Below are 17585 nucleotides of genomic sequence, written 5' to 3' on the forward strand. Positions count from 1 at the left end.
CAAACCACACAATTTTCGTGTGCTTACCTTGATCTCCAGCAATGAACGTGAAAAAAAATTGTGTATTTTTGTGACGTAATAACAAGAATGGTTACAAAAACACGTAGTCCTGGGGGAACTTTATTAAATATATTGTAATAATGAGAGTGCTTATTATTAGTAATTGGTTTTATCCAAATAACGTAATAGCGGCGTTTCGAATAGAAGCTTTCGCTAAATACTTTCAGTTGGCAGGACATTCGGTTACGGTAGTGACAGAGGGAGAAGTTGACGAGACTAAATTATGGCATGGTTGTGAGATTAATTATGTCAAGAATCCTTTGATTACAGATTCTTATATGGCCCGTTGTGTAAAAGCGGGAAAGAGGTGGGTGCCGAGACGAATTGTGAATGGTTTGTTGTGTCGTATTACTGCTGATAGTAAGTTTATGTGGCGTTTTAAAGCTTATAACAAAGCAGCTTCATTGTGTGAGTCAAACTCTTTTGATGTGGTCTTAAGCTCATTTGGTCCATTGGCTCCTCACATGATCGCATTTAGATTGCGAAGAAACGGGTACAGGTTTTATTGGATAGCTGATATGCGTGACGAGATGTCAAAGCATATTTATATACCCCGTAATCAGGCTAGGCTTCTTATAGCCTATGAGCGTAAGATCGTGAATTCATCGAATTTGGTATTATCGGTATCCCAACCTTTGCTTAGCGATTTTAAATGTTATTGTAATCATGATCATTTCTTGGAGATCAAGAATGGTTATGATTATGAAGAGATACACGATGTTCGTTTCCAATCTCAATTTACCATGGCATTTATCGGTCGCTTTTACGGAGGGGCAAGTCCCGATAATTGGTTTAAGGCTTTCTCTGAACTTATAAATGAAGAAAAGTTACCTTCAGATTGTCAGATAAAAATCATTGGAAATCTTTTGAAACTGGATGTTCCCGAGGATATCGTTCCTAATGTCTTGCAGATAGAATCCGTGGCTCATTCAGAAGCCATTCAGATGTCGTTGGATGTGGATACGCTTGTCGTGATTCATTCTACAGGAAGAAAAGGAGTGTATACGGGCAAACTGTTTGATTATCTTGCTACTAATAAACCGATATTGGCACTTTGTGATCCCGAAGATGTAGTAGGTCGGTTACTGAATGAGACTAAAGCTGGTTTTACGGTGGACAATGCTGATATTGAGGGTATAAAGAAAATGATACTGCGATGTTATTCTATCTGGAAAAACAAGGAGGTATTGCCACGCGATTGGGAAAAGATTCGTCGATATACACGGAAGAATCAATGTAAGATACTTCTTGATTATCTTGCTAATGAAGCAGGAATATATAATGTCTCTGATTGATAAATATTTATCGATAGATGTTTATCAGAATTGTTCTTTTTTCTTGGTTCTTGATATTATCGGTTTTAATATCTTTTGATAATTAATACCCAATAAATTGGAAATGAATATGTAAAGCGGAAGATATATGCCGAATTCAAGAGCCAAAAGAGTATAAATATGTGTCATGTTTATTGAAGAAATAGCTATTTTTGTTGCGATACATGAGAAGATGGCAGCGAATAGCATTTTGAGCGTCTTTACCCAAGGCATGAATTTAACGATTGTAGTTTCTAGCGAACGGGCTATAATTAGGATAAGAATTATTAAGCAAAAAAGAGTGCTGAAGGTAGTAATAATTGCGATACCTATCGTGGAAGGGAAAAAGTTTACACACAATAGATTTAAGCTGACAAGCAGTATTGCGGTGATCAAATGTGTGTCAGAAAATGCTTTGCTTTTTCCCAGTGCTAGCATGATAGGAGAATAAGGGACGATGCGTATTAAATTAATAATGGTAGCGATTCTGAATAAAGTTATCGATTGCAGGTATTTTTCTCCATATAAGAGGTTTATGATCTCTTCTGCGAAAATGAAACAAAATATTGATAATGGGTAAATAATTGCTGAGGATTTGTAGGTTACGGATTTCCATAACTTTATAAATTCATGCTTGTTGATACCGTGGTTCGACATCTTTGAGAATTCCGGAAGCAGGATAGTCGCTGTAGCGCTAATGAGCATTCCTGCAAATGGTAATTCGCGGTATCCGTTGCTAAATGCAGCGAAGTCTTTTACCCCGAAATATCTGCTTATGAAAAACAGGCTGGCGGAACTGATTATAAAGCCATATAGATTAGCGGAGGATATAGGTTTTATAAATCTAAATATTTCATTCATAGGTATTTGAGACTTTCTTGGCTTAACGCCTCTGAACGGTATGGTAATTAATATAAGCCCGGTTAGGCAAGTGATAATAGCTGATATGACAAAGCCTATAATGGCGCTAGATGCGTTGGCGTTTATAAGTATAATGGGTAGTATGGTACATACAATCATAAATGTACGGCTGATGGCAACATATATAATTACGATTCTTGACATACCATATACTGTAAGAATACTCTCTACCCCCATAACTGGCATTAGTAACATGGGAGTTATTGAGAAATACATAAGGTTGTAAGTTAGCGACGGATTTTTTAATAAATCCGCTATTTGATAAGCGCCAAACAGTAAAATACAAGAAACGATAGCAGATATTCCAAGGAATAGCAAGTTTAATCTTTTTATAATATTTAAACCTTCCTCTATTGGGACACGAGCAAGGAAATAGGAATAAGCTTTGGGCAATCCAAGGGAAAAGACAATAAGTAAAATCGAATAAACATAAATAACTTGGCGGTATGTACCATATTCATTTTGTGGCATAAGATGACTGAATACTATGGATGTTATTAATCCGGTACTATGTGATATTAAGTTCGCCAACATCAGCAATAGAACTTGAATAGTACGATTATCGCATTTTTTCAACATCTTAGATTGCATTAGATACTGATAATTTTACAATGAATTTTGTAAGTTAGCTACATAATAATATATTGTGGAAAAGTCTTCAAGAGAAGTTAGGTTTCGTGGGCGTTGACGGATTCGAACCGCCGACCCTCTGCTTGTAAGGCAGATGCTCTGAACCAGCTGAGCTAAACGCCCGAAATTCTTTCGGTAAAAAGAATAAATTTAAAAGTGGGCGTTGACGGATTCGAACCGCCGACCCTCTGCTTGTAAGGCAGATGCTCTGAACCAGCTGAGCTAAACGCCCGAAATTCTTTCGGTAAAAAGAATAAATTTAAAAGTGGGCGTTGACGGATTCGAACCGCCGACCCTCTGCTTGTAAGGCAGATGCTCTGAACCAGCTGAGCTAAACGCCCGAAATTCTTTCGGTAAAAAGAATAAATTTAAAAGTGGGCGTTGACGGATTCGAACCGCCGACCCTCTGCTTGTAAGGCAGATGCTCTGAACCAGCTGAGCTAAACGCCCTTAAATTTGCTTCTTTTTCATTCGCTTTATCTCTCTAAAGCGTTGCAAAGATACGGCTTTTTTTATTACCTCCAAATATTTTGACAATAAAATGCGAAAAAAATAATAAGTTTACGTTAGCCGCTACCCCATGCTGATCATATTGCGGGAGTTGCTATCCATAGGAAATACGATTTTTATTGATAGAAAATCTAATTACTATAGATGGTAATTGGTTAGCCAAAATTCAAAGAGAGTCTCTCAGATGAAATTGAGAAGAAGGATGATTGTCCTAAAAAAGGGGCATTTAGTTAAAAATAACGATTGTCTACCTTATTATTCAATGGAAAAGGTTTAACTTTGTAGCTCTATATTAATTAACGTATATGGTATTATCGACACTGACTGCTATTTCGCCCGTGGATGGGCGATACAGGAATAAGGCTGAGAATCTGGCCGCTTATTTTTCAGAGTACGCACTTATCAAGTATAGAGTGCGAGTTGAGATCGAGTATTTTATTACTCTGTCTGAGTTTCTTCCGCAATTGGGCGAGTTAAATACAGCGGAAGTGAAAGAGGGACTCCGTAGGATTTATCAGGAGTTCACGGAAGAGGACGCTCTGCGAGTAAAGGAGATCGAGAGCGTGACGAACCACGATGTGAAAGCGGTGGAATATTTTATAAAGGAAAAAACAAATCATTTTCTTGCGGAGAAATACCACGAGTTTATTCATTTCGGATTGACCTCGCAGGATATCAATAATACGTCCGTTCCCTTGTCTATCAAAGACGCTTTGCGGGAAGTATATTTTCCCAGCTTGGAAGAGGTGATCGGCTCCTTGAAGAAATACGCCGAGGAATGGATGGATATCCCGATGTTGGCTAAAACACATGGGCAGCCGGCTTCCCCTACTCGTCTTGGTAAGGAGGTGATGGTATTTGTTTATCGTCTGGAGCAGCAATTGTCTTTATTAAAGGCTACTCCGATCTCCGCCAAGTTTGGTGGAGCTACGGGTAATTTCAATGCGCATCATGTGGCTTATCCGGAATATGACTGGCGGGCTTTCGGTAATAAGTTTGTCAGCGAGGTCTTGGGGCTGAAGCGCGAGGAGTGGACCACACAGATATCGAACTATGATAATTTGGCCGCTATCTTTGATGGCTTGAAGCGTATCAATACAATCTTGATCGACTTGAACCGTGATTTTTGGCAGTATATTTCTATGGAGTATTTCAAGCAGAAGATCAAGGCGGGAGAGATTGGTTCGTCGGCAATGCCACATAAGGTGAACCCGATCGACTTCGAGAACGCAGAGGGTAATCTAGGTATTGCGAACGCTATATTGGAGCATTTGGCGACTAAGTTGCCAGTATCCCGTTTGCAAAGAGATTTGACGGATTCTACCGTGTTGAGAAACGTGGGTGTGCCTTTGGCGCATATAGAAATTGCGCTCAAGAGCTTAACAAAAGGATTGGGTAAATTGTTATTGAACGAGAGTGCCTTATCCCGGGATTTGGATAATTGCTGGGCTGTGGTTGCCGAAGGTATTCAGACGGTATTGCGTCGTGAGGGATATCCGAGGCCTTACGAGGCTCTGAAAGCCCTGACTCGTACGAACCAGACAGTTACGGAGCAGTCTATCAAGGAATTTATCGAGACCTTGGATGTGAACGATCGGATTAAAGATGAATTAAGGGCGATAACGCCTCATAATTATACAGGAATTTAGTGATAATACGGGTAGCCGTGAGGCTACCAAGTTTTTAACCATTGTTTAATTTATAACAAATGAGTACAGAAGAAAGAGATGAATCTCAACTGCGTCCAAAAAAAGTGATACCAAGTATCAGACGGGAAAACACAGACCAAGAAGGTGAAAGAAGACCTTACAATCAGGGTTATAATAAACCTGAGGGTAGCTATGAACGTAGACCGTACCGGTCTTATGGAGATAATAACCACCCTTCCTACGGGGATCGTCCGAGCCGTCCGCGCTCTTTCGATAACAATCGTGAAGGTGGGTATAATAACAATCGCGAAGGTGGTTATAGTAGCCGTGAAGGTGGATATGGCAACAGTCGTTCGTCTTATGGTAACAACAATCGTGGAGGTTATGCTAACAATCGTGTGGGGGGCTATAATAGTGGCCGTCCGTCTTATGGAAATAATCGCCCGTCATACGGGAATGGCGGAGGACAGTACAATCGTCCGTCTCGCCCGAATTATGATGGACCGGCGAAGGCTTATTCCGCTTCTCTTTCCGGAGAGAGGATGTCTGGTGATGGAATGAAGAAAAGGAGACCACGTGTAGGTGATACCCGTGTGGATTACAATGAGTCGCGTTCAGGTGCAGGGAACGGTTATGCGCCCAGACGTTCATATGGTAACGATAACTCCTATGGTGGTAATCGTCAAGGAGGTGGTGGATATGGAAATAATCGCCGTCCTTCTTACAATAGTAATCGCCGTCCAGGTGGAGGTGGTGGTTTCCAAAGATCGCAGGGGTACAATGTACGTCCGAAACAAATCAAGTATAAGGAAGTCTTGGCAGACCCAAACGAACCGATTCGTTTGAACAAATTCTTATCTAACGCTGGTGTTTGCTCTCGTCGTGAGGCGGATGAGTTTATCCAGAAAGGGGCTGTTAAGGTAAATGATGTAGTGGTAACGGAATTGGGTACTAAGATTACTCGTCAAGATATTGTTACATTTAACGAGAAGCCAGTTCAGATCGAGAGCAAGGTGTATATTGTATTAAACAAGCCGAAGAATTGCGTAACGACTTCTGATGATCCTCAAGAACGCCTGACGGTGATGGATTTGGTGAAGAACGCTTGCCAAGAACGTATCTATCCGGTAGGCCGTTTGGACCGTAATACGACAGGTGTCTTGTTATTGACGAACGATGGTGATCTAGCCTCTAAATTGACTCATCCGTCTTTCAAGAAGAAGAAGATCTACCACGTGTGGTTGGATAAGAACGTGGCTATCGAGGATATGGAGAAAATTGCTAATGGACTTGAGCTTGAGGATGGAGAGATCCATGCGGACGCTATCAGCTATGCTAGCGAGGACGATAAGAGTCAAGTGGGTATCGAGATCCATTCCGGCCGTAACCGTATCGTGCGCCGTATCTTCGAATCGTTGGGATATCATGTGACGAAATTGGACCGTGTTTATTTCGCAGGTTTGACAAAGAAGAACTTGGGCCGCGGTAAATGGCGTTACTTAAATGAAAGGGAAGTGAACGCTCTTAGGATGGGAGCTTTCGAATAACAAAAAACGATACAGATGGAAACAATTAAACGAACAAAAATTGTAGATGTGCTGAAAAGCGATGCTTTTGGTACTACCGTGAATGTGAAAGGATGGGTTCGTACCCGTCGTGGCAGCAAACAGGTGAGTTTTATTGCCTTGAATGACGGTTCTACAATCAATAATGTTCAGATCGTTGTAGATGTAGATAAATTGGGTGATGAGTTCTTGAAACCGATTACAACGGGAGCTAGTATCAGCGTAAATGGTATCTTGACACAATCCCAAGGTAAGGGACAAAATGTGGAGATACAGGCTACCGAGATTGAGATCTTTGGTACGGCTGATCCAGTTACTTATCCATTGCAGAAAAAGGGACACTCCATGGAGTTTTTACGTGAGATCGCTCATTTGCGTCCCCGTACGAATACATTTGGTGCGGTATTCCGTATTCGTCACAATATGGCTTACGCTATCCATAAGTTTTTCCATGATAGAGGCTTTTTCTATTTCCATACGCCGATCATCACGGCTTCCGATTGTGAGGGTGCCGGACAGATGTTCCAAGTTACTACCAAGAATTTGTACGACTTGAAAAAGGATGAGAACGGCTCTATCATTTACGAGGACGATTTCTTTGGCAAGCAGGCTAGCTTGACGGTTTCTGGACAGTTGGAGGGTGAGTTGGCAGCTACAGCGTTGGGACAGATTTATACGTTTGGTCCCACGTTCCGTGCGGAGAACTCAAATACGCCTCGTCATTTGGCAGAATTCTGGATGATTGAGCCGGAAGTCGCTTTCAATGATATCACGGACAATATGGAGTTGGCCGAGGAGTTCATTAAATATTGCGTACAATGGGCGTTGGATAACTGTATGGAAGATATCAAGTTCTTGAACGATATGTTTGATAAGGAATTGATCGCTCGTCTGGAAGGGGTCTTGAAAGATTCATTTGTTCGCTTGCCGTACACTGAAGGTATCAAGATATTGGAAGAGGCTGTCGCTAAAGGACATAAATTTGAGTTCCCCGTTTATTGGGGTGTAGACTTGGCTTCCGAGCATGAACGTTTCTTGGTGGAAGATCATTTCAAACGTCCAGTAATTTTAACGGATTACCCGAAAGAGATCAAGGCTTTCTATATGAAGCAAAACGAGGATGGAAAGACGGTACGTGCCATGGACGTATTATTCCCGAAGATAGGAGAGATTATCGGTGGTTCCGAGCGTGAGGCTGACTATGATAAGCTAATGACTCGTATTGAAGAATTGAGCATCCCGATGAAGGATATGTGGTGGTACTTAGATACTCGCCGTTTTGGTACGGTACCTCACTCTGGTTTCGGTTTGGGCTTTGAGCGTCTTTTGCTGTTCGTTACAGGCATGGCAAATATACGTGATGTGATACCTTTCCCGCGTACACCGAATAACGCTGAGTTCTAATAGTGCTTAGTGATCATGATAAAAAGAGTCCGTGATTGGTTGAAACCAGATTACGGACTCTTTTCTTATATAACTTCCTTTGTTTAATCGTTGTCTAGATCAATAGGAATTTGCCTTTTGAATGCCTCCTTAAAGGATATAAGCGATTCGGTGCGAGCCAAGCCCAATGGTTGAAGCTTGTTGTGGATAATGCTTAGCAAATGTTGATTGTTCTTGGCGTATATTTTTATAAACAGGTCGTATTGTCCCGTCGTATAATGGCATTCCACGACTTCCGGTATCTGCAACAACGCTTCGGTAACGCTTGGAAATTGTCCGGGAGACTTTAGGAATAGCCCCATATATGCGCAAGTTTCATATCCAACCTTTGTGTTATCCACGATGAATTCTGAACCTTTGATAACCCCTAAATTAGTCAACTTTTGTATGCGTTGGTGGATAGCTGCTCCAGAGACATTACATTCTCTAGCTACTTCCAAAAATGGCATACGCGCATTGCCGATGATTAGTTTAAGTATCTTCTCGTCCAGTTCATCTAGTTGATGATGTGCCATATATTCATTATATTTGTATTACTGTTAGATTATATCTTTCAATTTAATACAAATATAATGATAATCTTATAATCACCTAAAGGTTATGGTAGATTATTTTGATTTTGTAAGCATTCTTTATTCAATTATTAAGTATTTATTTTATGAGCGCAGATCATGTGATAATTAGTAAGCCTGTCCGGGAGATAACCGATTCTTTATTGGATCTAGTAGAGAAAACATATACTAGTTCTTTCCCCAAAGAAGAACGTCGTGATTTCTCTTTGGTACGTAAGCTTTTGGAGGAAGATCGCCGTTTCGAGATGTATGCGTTGCTACGGGATGGTATTTATGTGGGTTTCATTACGGGATGGCAATTTGAGAGCTTTGTTTATGTGGAACATTTTGCGATTGACGAGTCTGTTCGTAACGGAGGAATCGGAGCGAAAGCAATGACAAGTTTTTTAGCCCTCCACAAAGATCCGGTTGTCTTAGAGGTAGAGATGCCGATAGAGAAGATGAGTAAGCGTAGAATCGGCTTTTATGAACGTCTAGGGTTTGTTTTGGATTATCATGTATATTTCCAACCTCCCTATCGTAAGGGAGATGTATTTTTAGAAATGCGTTTGATGGCTCATGGGAAACTTGATCTTGAGCGATCTTTTGAACGAATTAAGACTATTATTCACCAAAACGTTTATGGAATGGAATAAAAAAGGGCGGGAAATAAATCCCACCCTTTTTATAACGTTACATCTGAATAATTATTACTCTACACGTTGTGCTGCGGAATAACTAATTTTCAATGCGTATGCCTCACGAAGAGCCTGCTTGATATCAGTGATCGTTCCCATCTTGGTTTCTTTATCTGCCTTGATAGAAACTGTCATAAACGGCTGATCCTCTTCTTTCATACTGGACTTTTCCTGTGCGATATAATCCTGAATTTCCGAAGTCTCTGCAAAAGCGTCATTCAACTGGATACGAGTCTCAGAACCCATCTTCGCTCTCAAATCTCTAGTTGGCTTACCTACATAGATAAATGTAACCAAAGATTTCTTCTCCAATTTTTGAAGCTCTGTAGCTTGTGGAGCATGGAACTCTACTTTCAATGTTACCTCACGCATAGATGTTACCATCATGATGAAGAACAAGAAAGCGAACACCAAGTCAGGTAATGATGATGTATTCAATTCGGGCATTTCGCGACCACCCGCTTTACTAAACTTTCCCATTACTATTTACCTCCATAATTTTTAGGTTCAGCTTCTGATATCTTTTGCGGATAAATCTGCTGCACGGCTTTTTGTTGTTCATCGTCCAAATCTGCGAAATTTTTTCCAAACTTAGACATAGAAACTTTATTTCTCAACTCATTATAAGCGGCTGCGATTTCGTTTTGTACATCGATATATGCTTGGTATTCGGTACCACGGTCATTCTGTAAAGAAATCACATGATTTTTCGTTACCATCATTTTTCCGAAGAATGGAACATCAGCCTCAACACGTTCAGGCTTATGCTCGTCATTATAAGGATTATCAATGAACTCTTTGATTCTTTCTTTCAATTGCTTGATATCGACAAATTGATCACCACAAAGAATCTGGTTGTTACTGTTGATCAATACAACCAGCAAGTTTCTCTTTTTGATGTCAACATCGGTATCGTTCTTCTGATCTTTAGGTACAGGAGGCGGCAAACGTCTTGCCAAACCTTTATCTGTATCCATTGATGTAGTAATAAGGAAGAAGATAAGCAACATGAAAGCGATATCGGCCGAAGAAGAACCATTAATACCCGGTGTCTTTCTTTTCTTACCCATTTCTTTCTTGTTTTATCAGTTCGTTATTACTATTATTTCCCTAAGATTCTCTTGATAGATCCCCAAAAGATACAAGCGATAATCATTACAATCAAGGCGAATGTTGACATAATCCACATATCGGATATTTTCAACCAACCAGCCGTATTGTATTCTTGAGAGTCTGCGTTTAAACCTTCCAATGGAGTGGCATCACCCATTGTATAAGTGATGAACAAAAGAGCTGCGAAACATACTAACGTAATCAGGGAGGTGATCGCCGACTTCGTGTCTGTTTTCAATAAACCGATAAATTGCCAGATCGCAAACAAGACCGTACTGATGATTGTTGCGAAGAACAATGCTGATGTCCAATTAATCAGGAGCCCTGTGTAAATCGGCTCTTTCATTTCTGCGGCGGGATCTACGACTCCACCTGCGAAAAACATACCCAAGATGACAATACTGATAATTGCGCTTATCAATAATGTCCAGCTGGATATTTTTCTTATTTTAGTAACTGCCATAATTCGTTCTTATTTTTTGAATTTGACGTTGTATTTGATAACCAAATCAAGCAATGTGATAGAAGCATCCTCCATTTGATTCAAGATTGCCTCTAATTTGCTTAACAAATAATTATAGAATACCTGAAGGATCAAAGCAACGATCAAACCACCTACTGTAGTAATCAAGGCCACTTTCATACCACCTGCTACAACCGTCGGGCTGATATCACCAACTTGCTCGATTTTATCGAACGCCATGATCATACCTACTACAGTACCCAAGAATCCTAAAGACGGAGCCATTGCGATAAACAATGTGATCCAAGACATATTCTTTTCCAAAAGACCTCCTTGAACACCACCGTAAGAAACGATAGATTTTTCTACAACGTCAATACCTTGGTCAATTCTCATTAATCCTTGGTAAGCGATAGAAGCGATAGGGCCTCTTGTGTCACGAGCGATAGCTTTAGCACCTTCAACATCACCTTTGTCTAAAGCATCTTCGATACCCTTCAATAATTTGCTGGAATTTGTTTCAGCTAAGTTCAAGTAGATAATTCTCTCTAAGCAGAAAGCCAAACCGAAAATCAAAGCGATCGCAACCAAACTCATGAAGTCGGCACCACCTTCGATAAACTTTGTCTTTAATGCTTGATACATACCTCCTTCAATTGCTGGAGCCGCATCCTGTGCGAATGCTACGGTAGAAGTTCCAAGGGCACATAAGCCCAAGAATGCTTTTGCAAATAACTTTTTCATTGTGTGTTTAATTTTTAAGATTAATAATTCTCTTATTTGTTTTTATTTTATTGTTAATTAATTCATGGTATTCTCCACTGCGGAGAGAGCGGGATTCGAACCCGCGAAACCCTTTAGGGGTTTACACGCTTTCCAGGCGTGCCTCTTCAACCACTCGAGCATCTCTCCAATTATTCGCCTAACTTCTTCTAAAACGACCGCAAAATACGAAAAAATTCCCATATGCAATCTTTTCAGTGCACAAATCTATAGTTTTTGCTTGACATATACACAATATCCACGAAATAAATTTTGACTTCATTCGAAAAAAAGTGTCTATATGGGTTTATTTACGCTTTTAAACAATTCTAATGTGTTTTTTCGAGTAGCGTTTACGGTTTCCTCTAATGTGAGACCGAAAGTTTTCGCCACTTTCTCTGCCGTCTTCCATATGTAAGTAGGTTCATTCCGTCTACCTCTGTAGGGGACTGGTGAAAGATAGGGAGCATCTGTTTCCAATAGTATCTTTTCAATATCCGTTTGCCGGATGACTTCGGAGAGTTTTGAATTTTTAAAGGTAACAACTCCGTTTATCCCAATCTTGAAGGTGGGCAGTTTCTTTATTTCTTCCAGTTCTTCCGTTGTGCCGGTAAAACTATGAAATACGCCTTTAAGTCTTTCCGCTCCGACTTTATGTATGCATTCCAAAACTTCCGGATATGCGTCACGGGTATGTATGGCTACGGGTAAGTTCAGATCAATGCTCCAACGCAGTTGTTCCTCGAAAACGATTTGCTGCTCCTTCAAATAGGTCTTATCCCAATATAGATCGATCCCGATTTCACCAATCCCGCAATAGGTGCGTTTCGATAGGTAGGATTCCGTTTGTTTTAGGATATCGATATAATTACTATCCACACTGGTCGGGTGCAATCCCATCATGGGGAAAACAAACTCTGGGTATCGGTCGCATAAATCGTGCATTCTGTCAATCGTAGTCAGGTCTACGTTTGGCAGAAGCAGGGTGTCGATACCAGAGTCTTTTGCTTTTTGAGCCAGTTCGTCTTGTTCTGGGTCGAAATCCTCCAGATATAAATGGCAATGTGTGTCTATTAACCTCATGGATTAGGATTGTCTATGCATTAAATGATCACAAACCTTTTTTAGGATCGTTAATTTTTCGGGGGCGACTTGTAAAGCGTTTAAGTTCTCTACGGATGCGTCGTAATAGGTTTGGATTTTATTTTCTGTTAATTGTTTTAGCTGTAATTCGTTGTAGATAGAGGTGAATGCCTGTATTTTTTGAGCCGGATCGAATGCTTTTTTATCCATCCAGCTACGGAGAGTTTCCGCTTGTTCTTTATTGGCCAGTCTGAGAGCGTTGATCAATAAGAATGTTTTCTTGTTGCAAAGGATATCACCACCAATGTTTTTCCCGAAAGTGGCGGTGTCACCATATACATCTAGTAAATCATCTTGCAGTTGAAACGCTAGACCGATATTAATACCAAACGCATATAGATTGTCTGCGTCTTCTTGTGAGGCACCTCCAAGTAAAGCACCTATCTTAAGGGCGCAGGCCAGTAATACGGCTGTCTTTAGCCGGATCATCTCGATGTATTCTTCCTCACTCACATTCATGCGAGACTCGAATTCCATGTCGAATTGTTGGCCGCCACATATTTCCGCCGCTGTTTGTGTAAATAAATCCAACACTTGTTTGAGGTAGTTGGAGGCCGTTGATCCGATTAATTGATAAGCCGCTATTAACATCGCGTCTCCGGAAAGAATTGCCGTATTGGCATTCCATACCTTGTGTACGGTAGGTTTGTTCCTTCTTTTATTAGCTTCATCCATTAGGTCGTCGTGTAGCAAGGTGAAGTTATGGAAAACTTCCAGACCTAAAGCTGGCTTGATTGCATTCTCTATATTATTATTATATATATTACATGCCATCAACGTTAACGCCGGACGTATTCTTTTTCCTCCGAGGGACAAGATGTACTCTATCGGCTCGTATAAACTTTTGGGAGGATTTGTGAATTGTAGTTGAGAGATCTCGCTTTCTATTCTTTGAAGTATATTCTCGAATGTTAACATAGCTGTATCAATTAATGGAGTTATGAAATAAAAAAAGGCTGCGAGAATGAAGCAGCCTTTTTGATATGTTTAATGTTATACTATTGCAATCTGAACGTGATAGGCACAGTATACTTAACACGTACTGGTTTACCTCTCTGCTTACCCGGGGTCCATTTAGGCATGGTACCGATCACACGAAGAGCTTCTTTATCCAATGATGGGTCTACGCCACGTAATACCTCAGCGTCTACTACTGATCCGTCTCGGTTAACCACGAATGCGCAGATTACACGACCTTGGATACCGTTTTCCTGTGCGATTACCGGATATTTGATTGATTTAGCGATAAACTTCAGCAATTCTGCATCTCCACCAGGGAACTTCGGCATTTCCTCTACAACCGTAAAAATCTGTTGTGCAGACTCTTCTTCCTCTTCTACAACTGCGGGGGGAGTATAAACAGCCTCCTGCGCTGAGGTTTGGTCATCCTCTGATGATAAGATATCTTGCTGTTCCAATTCAACGTCATCTTCAACAACGTTCAAAACCTCGGTTACAACTGGTGCTGGAGGTGGGGGAGGTGGAGGAGGCGTGTTCTCCGGTCTCGTGATTTCCACTTCTTCCTCGGCGATGATGTCTGCTACACCCTCGCTGGCCTGAACGACCATTACATCGCGGGTACTCCATTCGAAGCCTACGAACAAGACAGCTAAGCCCACTACAAATCCCATAAGGATGCTTAGGGTCTTACCTCTCTCAAGGTCCGCTTTCGGTGATTTTTTAATTTCCATACGTTTATAATAATTTATAAGTGTTTTTCACTTCTGCAAAAATACAAATTATTTCATATATCAAACAAAAATGAGAGCGATAATATACCTTTTTGGCATTTTTCCCGTTTTTGTTAATGCGAAATTTGTATTTCTGAGATTTACGGGCGTAAAGTAAAAACATTTTTCCGAATTAATGTATCTTTGAACGATTTTTTGCATGAAAATATGAGAAATAAACTATTTATACTGATTTTATTCGTTGTTACACTGTCTGTCTCAGCGCAAAACGGGAGCGAGGCGTACACTTTCTTACGTTTTCCGACCTCGGTTCGGGCTAACGCCTTGGGTGGGCATACCGTGGCGTTGGTAGAAAGAGACCCTTCGCTTATTTTCCATAATCCGGCGTTGCTGGGTGCGGAGATGGATGGGATGATCAATTTGAATTATATGAATTACTTCTCGGATATCAACGTAGGAAGTGCCTTGTTCACGAAAGCGCATGGTGAGAAAGGAGCTTGGGGTGTAGGCGCTACGTTTATAAGCTATGGCGATATCAAGGAGGTGTTGCCGGATAATGTAGTGACCGGAGCGAGTCTTTCGGCGAAAGATATCAGTGTGAATGGTTTCTACTCTCGTGACTTGAACGAGCGTTGGCGAGGTGGATTATCGCTGAAGTTCTTGTATTCGGGGCTGGCGGATTATACCTCGATCGGCTTGTGCGTGGATGCGGGATTGAGTTATTATAATTCGGATAAGGGTTTTTCTTTTGGTTTCGCCTTGAAGAATATCGGCGCGCAACTGAAAGCTTATGAAGATGAGCGACAAAAGATGCCTTGGGATATCCAGATGGGTATCACGCAGAAGATGGCGCATGCGCCGATTCGTTTTTCTTTGACGGCCCAGTACTTGAACCGTTGGAAGTTTGATTATATCGATAATACGGATAAAGAGTATGGCGGGGATTCTTTCGTTAAGACGTTAGCGAAGCATTTTATCATTGGTGTGGATTTTATCCCGTCCGATAACTTCTGGGTGGGCGTAGGATTCAATCCGAAGGTTAATATGGATATGAAGTTGAAAGGTGGGGGAAGTTTCTCTGGCTTCTCGGCTGGCGCAGGCGTAAGGATCAAGATGTTTGACGTGGGCTTCTCGCTGGCGAAATATCATCCGTCTGCCATGTCGATGATGGTTAGCGTATCTACGACTTTGGCCGATTTCAAGAAAGTGACAGAATAAACTTATACATTAAATATATATATATATGAAGAAAATAGTTATCGCTATAGACGGCCACTCTTCCAGTGGCAAAAGTACCATGGCTAAAGATCTTGCCAAGGAGATCGGATATACGTATATCGATACGGGTGCCATGTATCGGGCCGTGACTTTGTATTGCATTCAGCATGGATTTTTTGAGGGGGAGAAGATCAAGGAAGACGAATTGAAAGCTGCGATTGATCATATCGATCTCTCATTTCGTTTGAATGCGGAGACCGGCCGGCCGGATACTTATTTGAACGGCGTGAATGTAGAGAAAGAGATCCGTGGTATGGAAGTGGCGGATAAGGTGAGCCCGGTGGCTGCGCTGGGTTTTGTGCGCCGTGCGTTGGTCGCTAAGCAACAAGAGATGGGGAAGGCGAAAGGTATCGTGATGGATGGTCGTGATATCGGTACGGTCGTATTCCCGGAAGCGGAATTGAAGCTTTTCGTGACGGCCTCGCCGGAGGTACGTGCCAAGCGCCGGATGGATGAGCTGGAGGCGAAAGGGATTCCCGCCTCTTACGAGGAAGTGCTGGAGAATGTGAAGAAACGGGATTATATAGATTCAACCCGGGAGGAAAGTCCTTTGAGACAAGCGGATGATGCCTTGGTGCTGGATAATTCCCATATGACCTTGGAAGAGCAAAAGGCTTGGTTGCTGCAACAATATCATAAAGCGATCGGTTCATAAACAAGTATTTGGAGTATCTTATAAAGGAAACTTTTGTCTCTTCGGATGAAAACTGTAGTTTCGTTACTGGAAAACTTGAGTTTCCCCTACAGAAAACTCAAGTTTTGCTATGAAGAAACTTTAGTTTCTTGTGATTGAAAAATGAGAAAACTGTAAGTGCTTGTTTATTAATGATATTATAGATATGATAGAAGTCAAGATAGATAAAGATTCCGGATTCTGTTTTGGGGTTGTCACTGCCATAGAAAGCGCTGAGCGGGAGCTGGATAATACGGATACGCTGTATTGCCTAGGCGATATCGTTCATAACAGTTTAGAGGTGGAGCGGTTGGAGCATATGGGGCTGCATACGATCGATCATGAGGGACTTTCAAGGTTGAGAGACCGGAAGGTGTTGCTCCGGGCACATGGTGAGCCGCCTTCTACCTATGCTTTGGCGAAGCGAAACAATATCACGATTATAGACGCTACTTGCCCGGTCGTCTTGCGTTTGCAGCGTAAGATCCATAAATGTTATCAAGAGACCCGGGCGAATAACACCCAGTTGGTTATCTATGGGAAGAAAGGCCATGCGGAGGTGAATGGCTTGGTGGGCCAGACGGAAGGTACGGCGATTGTTATCGAGAAAATAGAAGACCTCGATCGCCTGGACTTTACCCGTGCGATCAGCCTGTTTTCCCAAACCACGAAGTCCTTGGATGGATTCAAGGCAGTAGTGGCGGAGATCAAGCAGCGGATGGCGGAAGGGGTGGAGTTCAACTATTACGATACGATTTGCCGTCAGGTGGCGAATCGTCTTCCGAATATAAAAGCGTTCGCCTCCAGCCACGATTGGGTCTATTTTGTGGCCGGTCGTAAAAGTTCCAACGGAAAGATGCTGTTCGAGGAGTGCCGCAAAGCGAACCCGAATACGCTTTTTATTTCCGAGGTATCGGAGATTACCGAGCCTTTGCCCGAGGGCGTGCGCCGGGTTGGGGTTTGCGGCGCTACATCCACTCCTAAATGGTTGATGGAGGAAGTGGCGGTCCGGATCAAGGAACTGAATGCTTCTGAATGATATTTTGATTAAGATTATGTGAACTTTCAGGGAGAAAGACAGGAGAATAACTAAATATTTACTACTTTTGCCGAAGAACATTA

At 41.6% G+C, this 17585-nt stretch carries 17 protein-coding genes and 5 tRNA genes; 8 read left to right on the plus strand and 14 right to left on the minus strand.

Annotation, left to right across the window (positions count from 1 at the left end; translation table 11 throughout):
* Positions 1-140: 140 nt before the first annotated feature.
* Positions 141-1355 carry a glycosyl transferase gene (locus E5342_RS03730; RefSeq protein WP_121734900.1) on the plus strand — a complete coding sequence of 405 codons (1215 nt, stop codon included), beginning with the start codon at positions 141-143 and terminating at the stop codon, positions 1353-1355.
* A gap of 24 nt (positions 1356-1379) precedes the next feature.
* On the opposite strand, the gene E5342_RS03735 is transcribed toward E5342_RS03730, so the two are convergent.
* The 5 genes from E5342_RS03735 to E5342_RS03755 form a co-directional block, all read right to left on the minus strand.
* Positions 1380-2885 carry a lipopolysaccharide biosynthesis protein gene (locus E5342_RS03735; protein ID WP_135958856.1) on the minus strand — a complete coding sequence of 502 codons (1506 nt, stop codon included), beginning with the start codon at positions 2883-2885 and terminating at the stop codon, positions 1380-1382.
* 87 nt (positions 2886-2972) lie between these two features.
* A tRNA-Val gene (locus tag E5342_RS03740) sits at positions 2973-3047 on the minus strand.
* Positions 3048-3081: 34 nt separating this feature from the next.
* Positions 3082-3156 (minus strand) — tRNA-Val (locus E5342_RS03745).
* A gap of 34 nt (positions 3157-3190) precedes the next feature.
* Positions 3191-3265 (minus strand) — tRNA-Val (locus E5342_RS03750).
* A 34-nt stretch (positions 3266-3299) separates the two neighbouring features.
* A tRNA-Val gene (locus tag E5342_RS03755) sits at positions 3300-3374 on the minus strand.
* Between the two features lie 365 nt (positions 3375-3739).
* Between E5342_RS03755 and purB the strand changes: the two genes are divergently transcribed.
* The 3 genes from purB to asnS are packed head-to-tail and all read left to right on the plus strand — an operon-like array spanning position 3740 to position 8052.
* Positions 3740-5083, plus strand: a complete 1344-nt coding sequence (gene purB, locus E5342_RS03760) for an adenylosuccinate lyase (protein WP_135958857.1) — start codon at positions 3740-3742, stop codon at positions 5081-5083.
* A gap of 59 nt (positions 5084-5142) precedes the next feature.
* Entirely contained in the window at positions 5143-6630 is a 1488-nt protein-coding gene (locus tag E5342_RS03765) for a pseudouridine synthase (RefSeq protein ID WP_135958858.1), read from the plus strand.
* 15 nt (positions 6631-6645) lie between these two features.
* Positions 6646-8052, plus strand: a complete 1407-nt coding sequence (gene asnS, locus E5342_RS03770; protein ID WP_121734892.1) for an asparagine--tRNA ligase — start codon at positions 6646-6648, stop codon at positions 8050-8052.
* 83 nt (positions 8053-8135) lie between these two features.
* Here asnS and E5342_RS03775 read toward each other — a convergent pair whose 3' ends face one another.
* Positions 8136-8606 (minus strand): Lrp/AsnC family transcriptional regulator, encoded by a 471-nt coding sequence (locus tag E5342_RS03775; RefSeq protein ID WP_121734891.1) that lies wholly within the window; start codon positions 8604-8606, stop codon positions 8136-8138.
* Positions 8607-8749: 143 nt separating this feature from the next.
* On the opposite strand from E5342_RS03775, the gene E5342_RS03780 reads away from it, so the two are divergent.
* Positions 8750-9298 (plus strand): GNAT family N-acetyltransferase, encoded by a 549-nt coding sequence (locus tag E5342_RS03780; RefSeq protein ID WP_121734890.1) that lies wholly within the window; start codon positions 8750-8752, stop codon positions 9296-9298.
* A 54-nt stretch (positions 9299-9352) separates the two neighbouring features.
* Here the strand turns inward: E5342_RS03780 and E5342_RS03785 are convergent, their stop codons facing one another.
* The 8 genes from E5342_RS03785 to E5342_RS03820 all read right to left on the minus strand — a co-directional run bounded on the left by E5342_RS03785 (position 9353) and on the right by E5342_RS03820 (position 14512).
* Positions 9353-9820, minus strand: coding sequence for an ExbD/TolR family protein (locus E5342_RS03785; RefSeq protein WP_005867927.1), 468 nt, complete (start codon positions 9818-9820; stop codon positions 9353-9355).
* A 2-nt stretch (positions 9821-9822) separates the two neighbouring features.
* On the minus strand, positions 9823-10410 hold the full coding sequence (locus E5342_RS03790) for an ExbD/TolR family protein (protein WP_121734889.1): 588 nt from the start codon (positions 10408-10410) through the stop codon (positions 9823-9825).
* A gap of 32 nt (positions 10411-10442) precedes the next feature.
* Positions 10443-10916, minus strand: coding sequence for a hypothetical protein (locus E5342_RS03795; RefSeq protein WP_121734888.1), 474 nt, complete (start codon positions 10914-10916; stop codon positions 10443-10445).
* Between the two features lie 9 nt (positions 10917-10925).
* Entirely contained in the window at positions 10926-11660 is a 735-nt protein-coding gene (locus tag E5342_RS03800) for a MotA/TolQ/ExbB proton channel family protein (RefSeq protein ID WP_121734887.1), read from the minus strand.
* An 80-nt stretch (positions 11661-11740) separates the two neighbouring features.
* A tRNA-Ser gene (locus E5342_RS03805) sits at positions 11741-11828 on the minus strand.
* A gap of 147 nt (positions 11829-11975) precedes the next feature.
* Positions 11976-12761 (minus strand): TatD family hydrolase, encoded by a 786-nt coding sequence (locus E5342_RS03810; RefSeq protein ID WP_121734886.1) that lies wholly within the window; start codon positions 12759-12761, stop codon positions 11976-11978.
* A gap of 3 nt (positions 12762-12764) precedes the next feature.
* The gene (locus E5342_RS03815; protein ID WP_135958859.1) at positions 12765-13739 is read right to left on the minus strand and encodes a polyprenyl synthetase family protein; all 975 of its coding nucleotides are present in this window, start codon (positions 13737-13739) and stop codon (positions 12765-12767) included.
* 80 nt (positions 13740-13819) lie between these two features.
* The gene (locus E5342_RS03820) at positions 13820-14512 is read right to left on the minus strand and encodes an energy transducer TonB (RefSeq protein WP_121734884.1); all 693 of its coding nucleotides are present in this window, start codon (positions 14510-14512) and stop codon (positions 13820-13822) included.
* Positions 14513-14719: 207 nt separating this feature from the next.
* Between E5342_RS03820 and porQ the strand changes: the two genes are divergently transcribed.
* From porQ to E5342_RS03835, 3 genes are all read left to right on the plus strand, one after another.
* Positions 14720-15730, plus strand: a complete 1011-nt coding sequence (gene porQ, locus E5342_RS03825; RefSeq protein ID WP_121734898.1) for a type IX secretion system protein PorQ — start codon at positions 14720-14722, stop codon at positions 15728-15730.
* A gap of 25 nt (positions 15731-15755) precedes the next feature.
* Complete coding sequence (gene cmk, locus E5342_RS03830) at positions 15756-16445, plus strand: (d)CMP kinase (protein ID WP_135958860.1); 690 nt, start codon at positions 15756-15758, stop codon at positions 16443-16445.
* 184 nt (positions 16446-16629) lie between these two features.
* Positions 16630-17502, plus strand: coding sequence for a 4-hydroxy-3-methylbut-2-enyl diphosphate reductase (locus E5342_RS03835; RefSeq protein WP_121734882.1), 873 nt, complete (start codon positions 16630-16632; stop codon positions 17500-17502).
* The last annotated feature ends 83 nt before the right edge of the window (positions 17503-17585 follow it).

Origin of the sequence: Parabacteroides distasonis (assembly GCF_004793765.1) — a bacterium.
Classification (GTDB): Bacteria; Bacteroidota; Bacteroidia; order Bacteroidales; family Tannerellaceae; genus Parabacteroides; species Parabacteroides distasonis_A.

Coding starts and splice junctions, on each gene's coding strand:
- E5342_RS03730 (WP_121734900.1), top strand. CDS start 141: ATGAGAGTGCTTATTATTAGTAATTGGTTTTATCCAAATAACGTAATA.
- E5342_RS03735 (WP_135958856.1), bottom strand. CDS start 2,885: ATGCAATCTAAGATGTTGAAAAAATGCGATAATCGTACTATTCAAGTT.
- purB (WP_135958857.1), top strand. CDS start 3,740: ATGGTATTATCGACACTGACTGCTATTTCGCCCGTGGATGGGCGATAC.
- E5342_RS03765 (WP_135958858.1), top strand. CDS start 5,143: ATGAGTACAGAAGAAAGAGATGAATCTCAACTGCGTCCAAAAAAAGTG.
- asnS (WP_121734892.1), top strand. CDS start 6,646: ATGGAAACAATTAAACGAACAAAAATTGTAGATGTGCTGAAAAGCGAT.
- E5342_RS03775 (WP_121734891.1), bottom strand. CDS start 8,606: ATGGCACATCATCAACTAGATGAACTGGACGAGAAGATACTTAAACTA.
- E5342_RS03780 (WP_121734890.1), top strand. CDS start 8,750: ATGAGCGCAGATCATGTGATAATTAGTAAGCCTGTCCGGGAGATAACC.
- E5342_RS03785 (WP_005867927.1), bottom strand. CDS start 9,820: ATGGGAAAGTTTAGTAAAGCGGGTGGTCGCGAAATGCCCGAATTGAAT.
- E5342_RS03790 (WP_121734889.1), bottom strand. CDS start 10,410: ATGGGTAAGAAAAGAAAGACACCGGGTATTAATGGTTCTTCTTCGGCC.
- E5342_RS03795 (WP_121734888.1), bottom strand. CDS start 10,916: ATGGCAGTTACTAAAATAAGAAAAATATCCAGCTGGACATTATTGATA.
- E5342_RS03800 (WP_121734887.1), bottom strand. CDS start 11,660: ATGAAAAAGTTATTTGCAAAAGCATTCTTGGGCTTATGTGCCCTTGGA.
- E5342_RS03810 (WP_121734886.1), bottom strand. CDS start 12,761: ATGAGGTTAATAGACACACATTGCCATTTATATCTGGAGGATTTCGAC.
- E5342_RS03815 (WP_135958859.1), bottom strand. CDS start 13,739: ATGTTAACATTCGAGAATATACTTCAAAGAATAGAAAGCGAGATCTCT.
- E5342_RS03820 (WP_121734884.1), bottom strand. CDS start 14,512: ATGGAAATTAAAAAATCACCGAAAGCGGACCTTGAGAGAGGTAAGACC.
- porQ (WP_121734898.1), top strand. CDS start 14,720: ATGAGAAATAAACTATTTATACTGATTTTATTCGTTGTTACACTGTCT.
- cmk (WP_135958860.1), top strand. CDS start 15,756: ATGAAGAAAATAGTTATCGCTATAGACGGCCACTCTTCCAGTGGCAAA.
- E5342_RS03835 (WP_121734882.1), top strand. CDS start 16,630: ATGATAGAAGTCAAGATAGATAAAGATTCCGGATTCTGTTTTGGGGTT.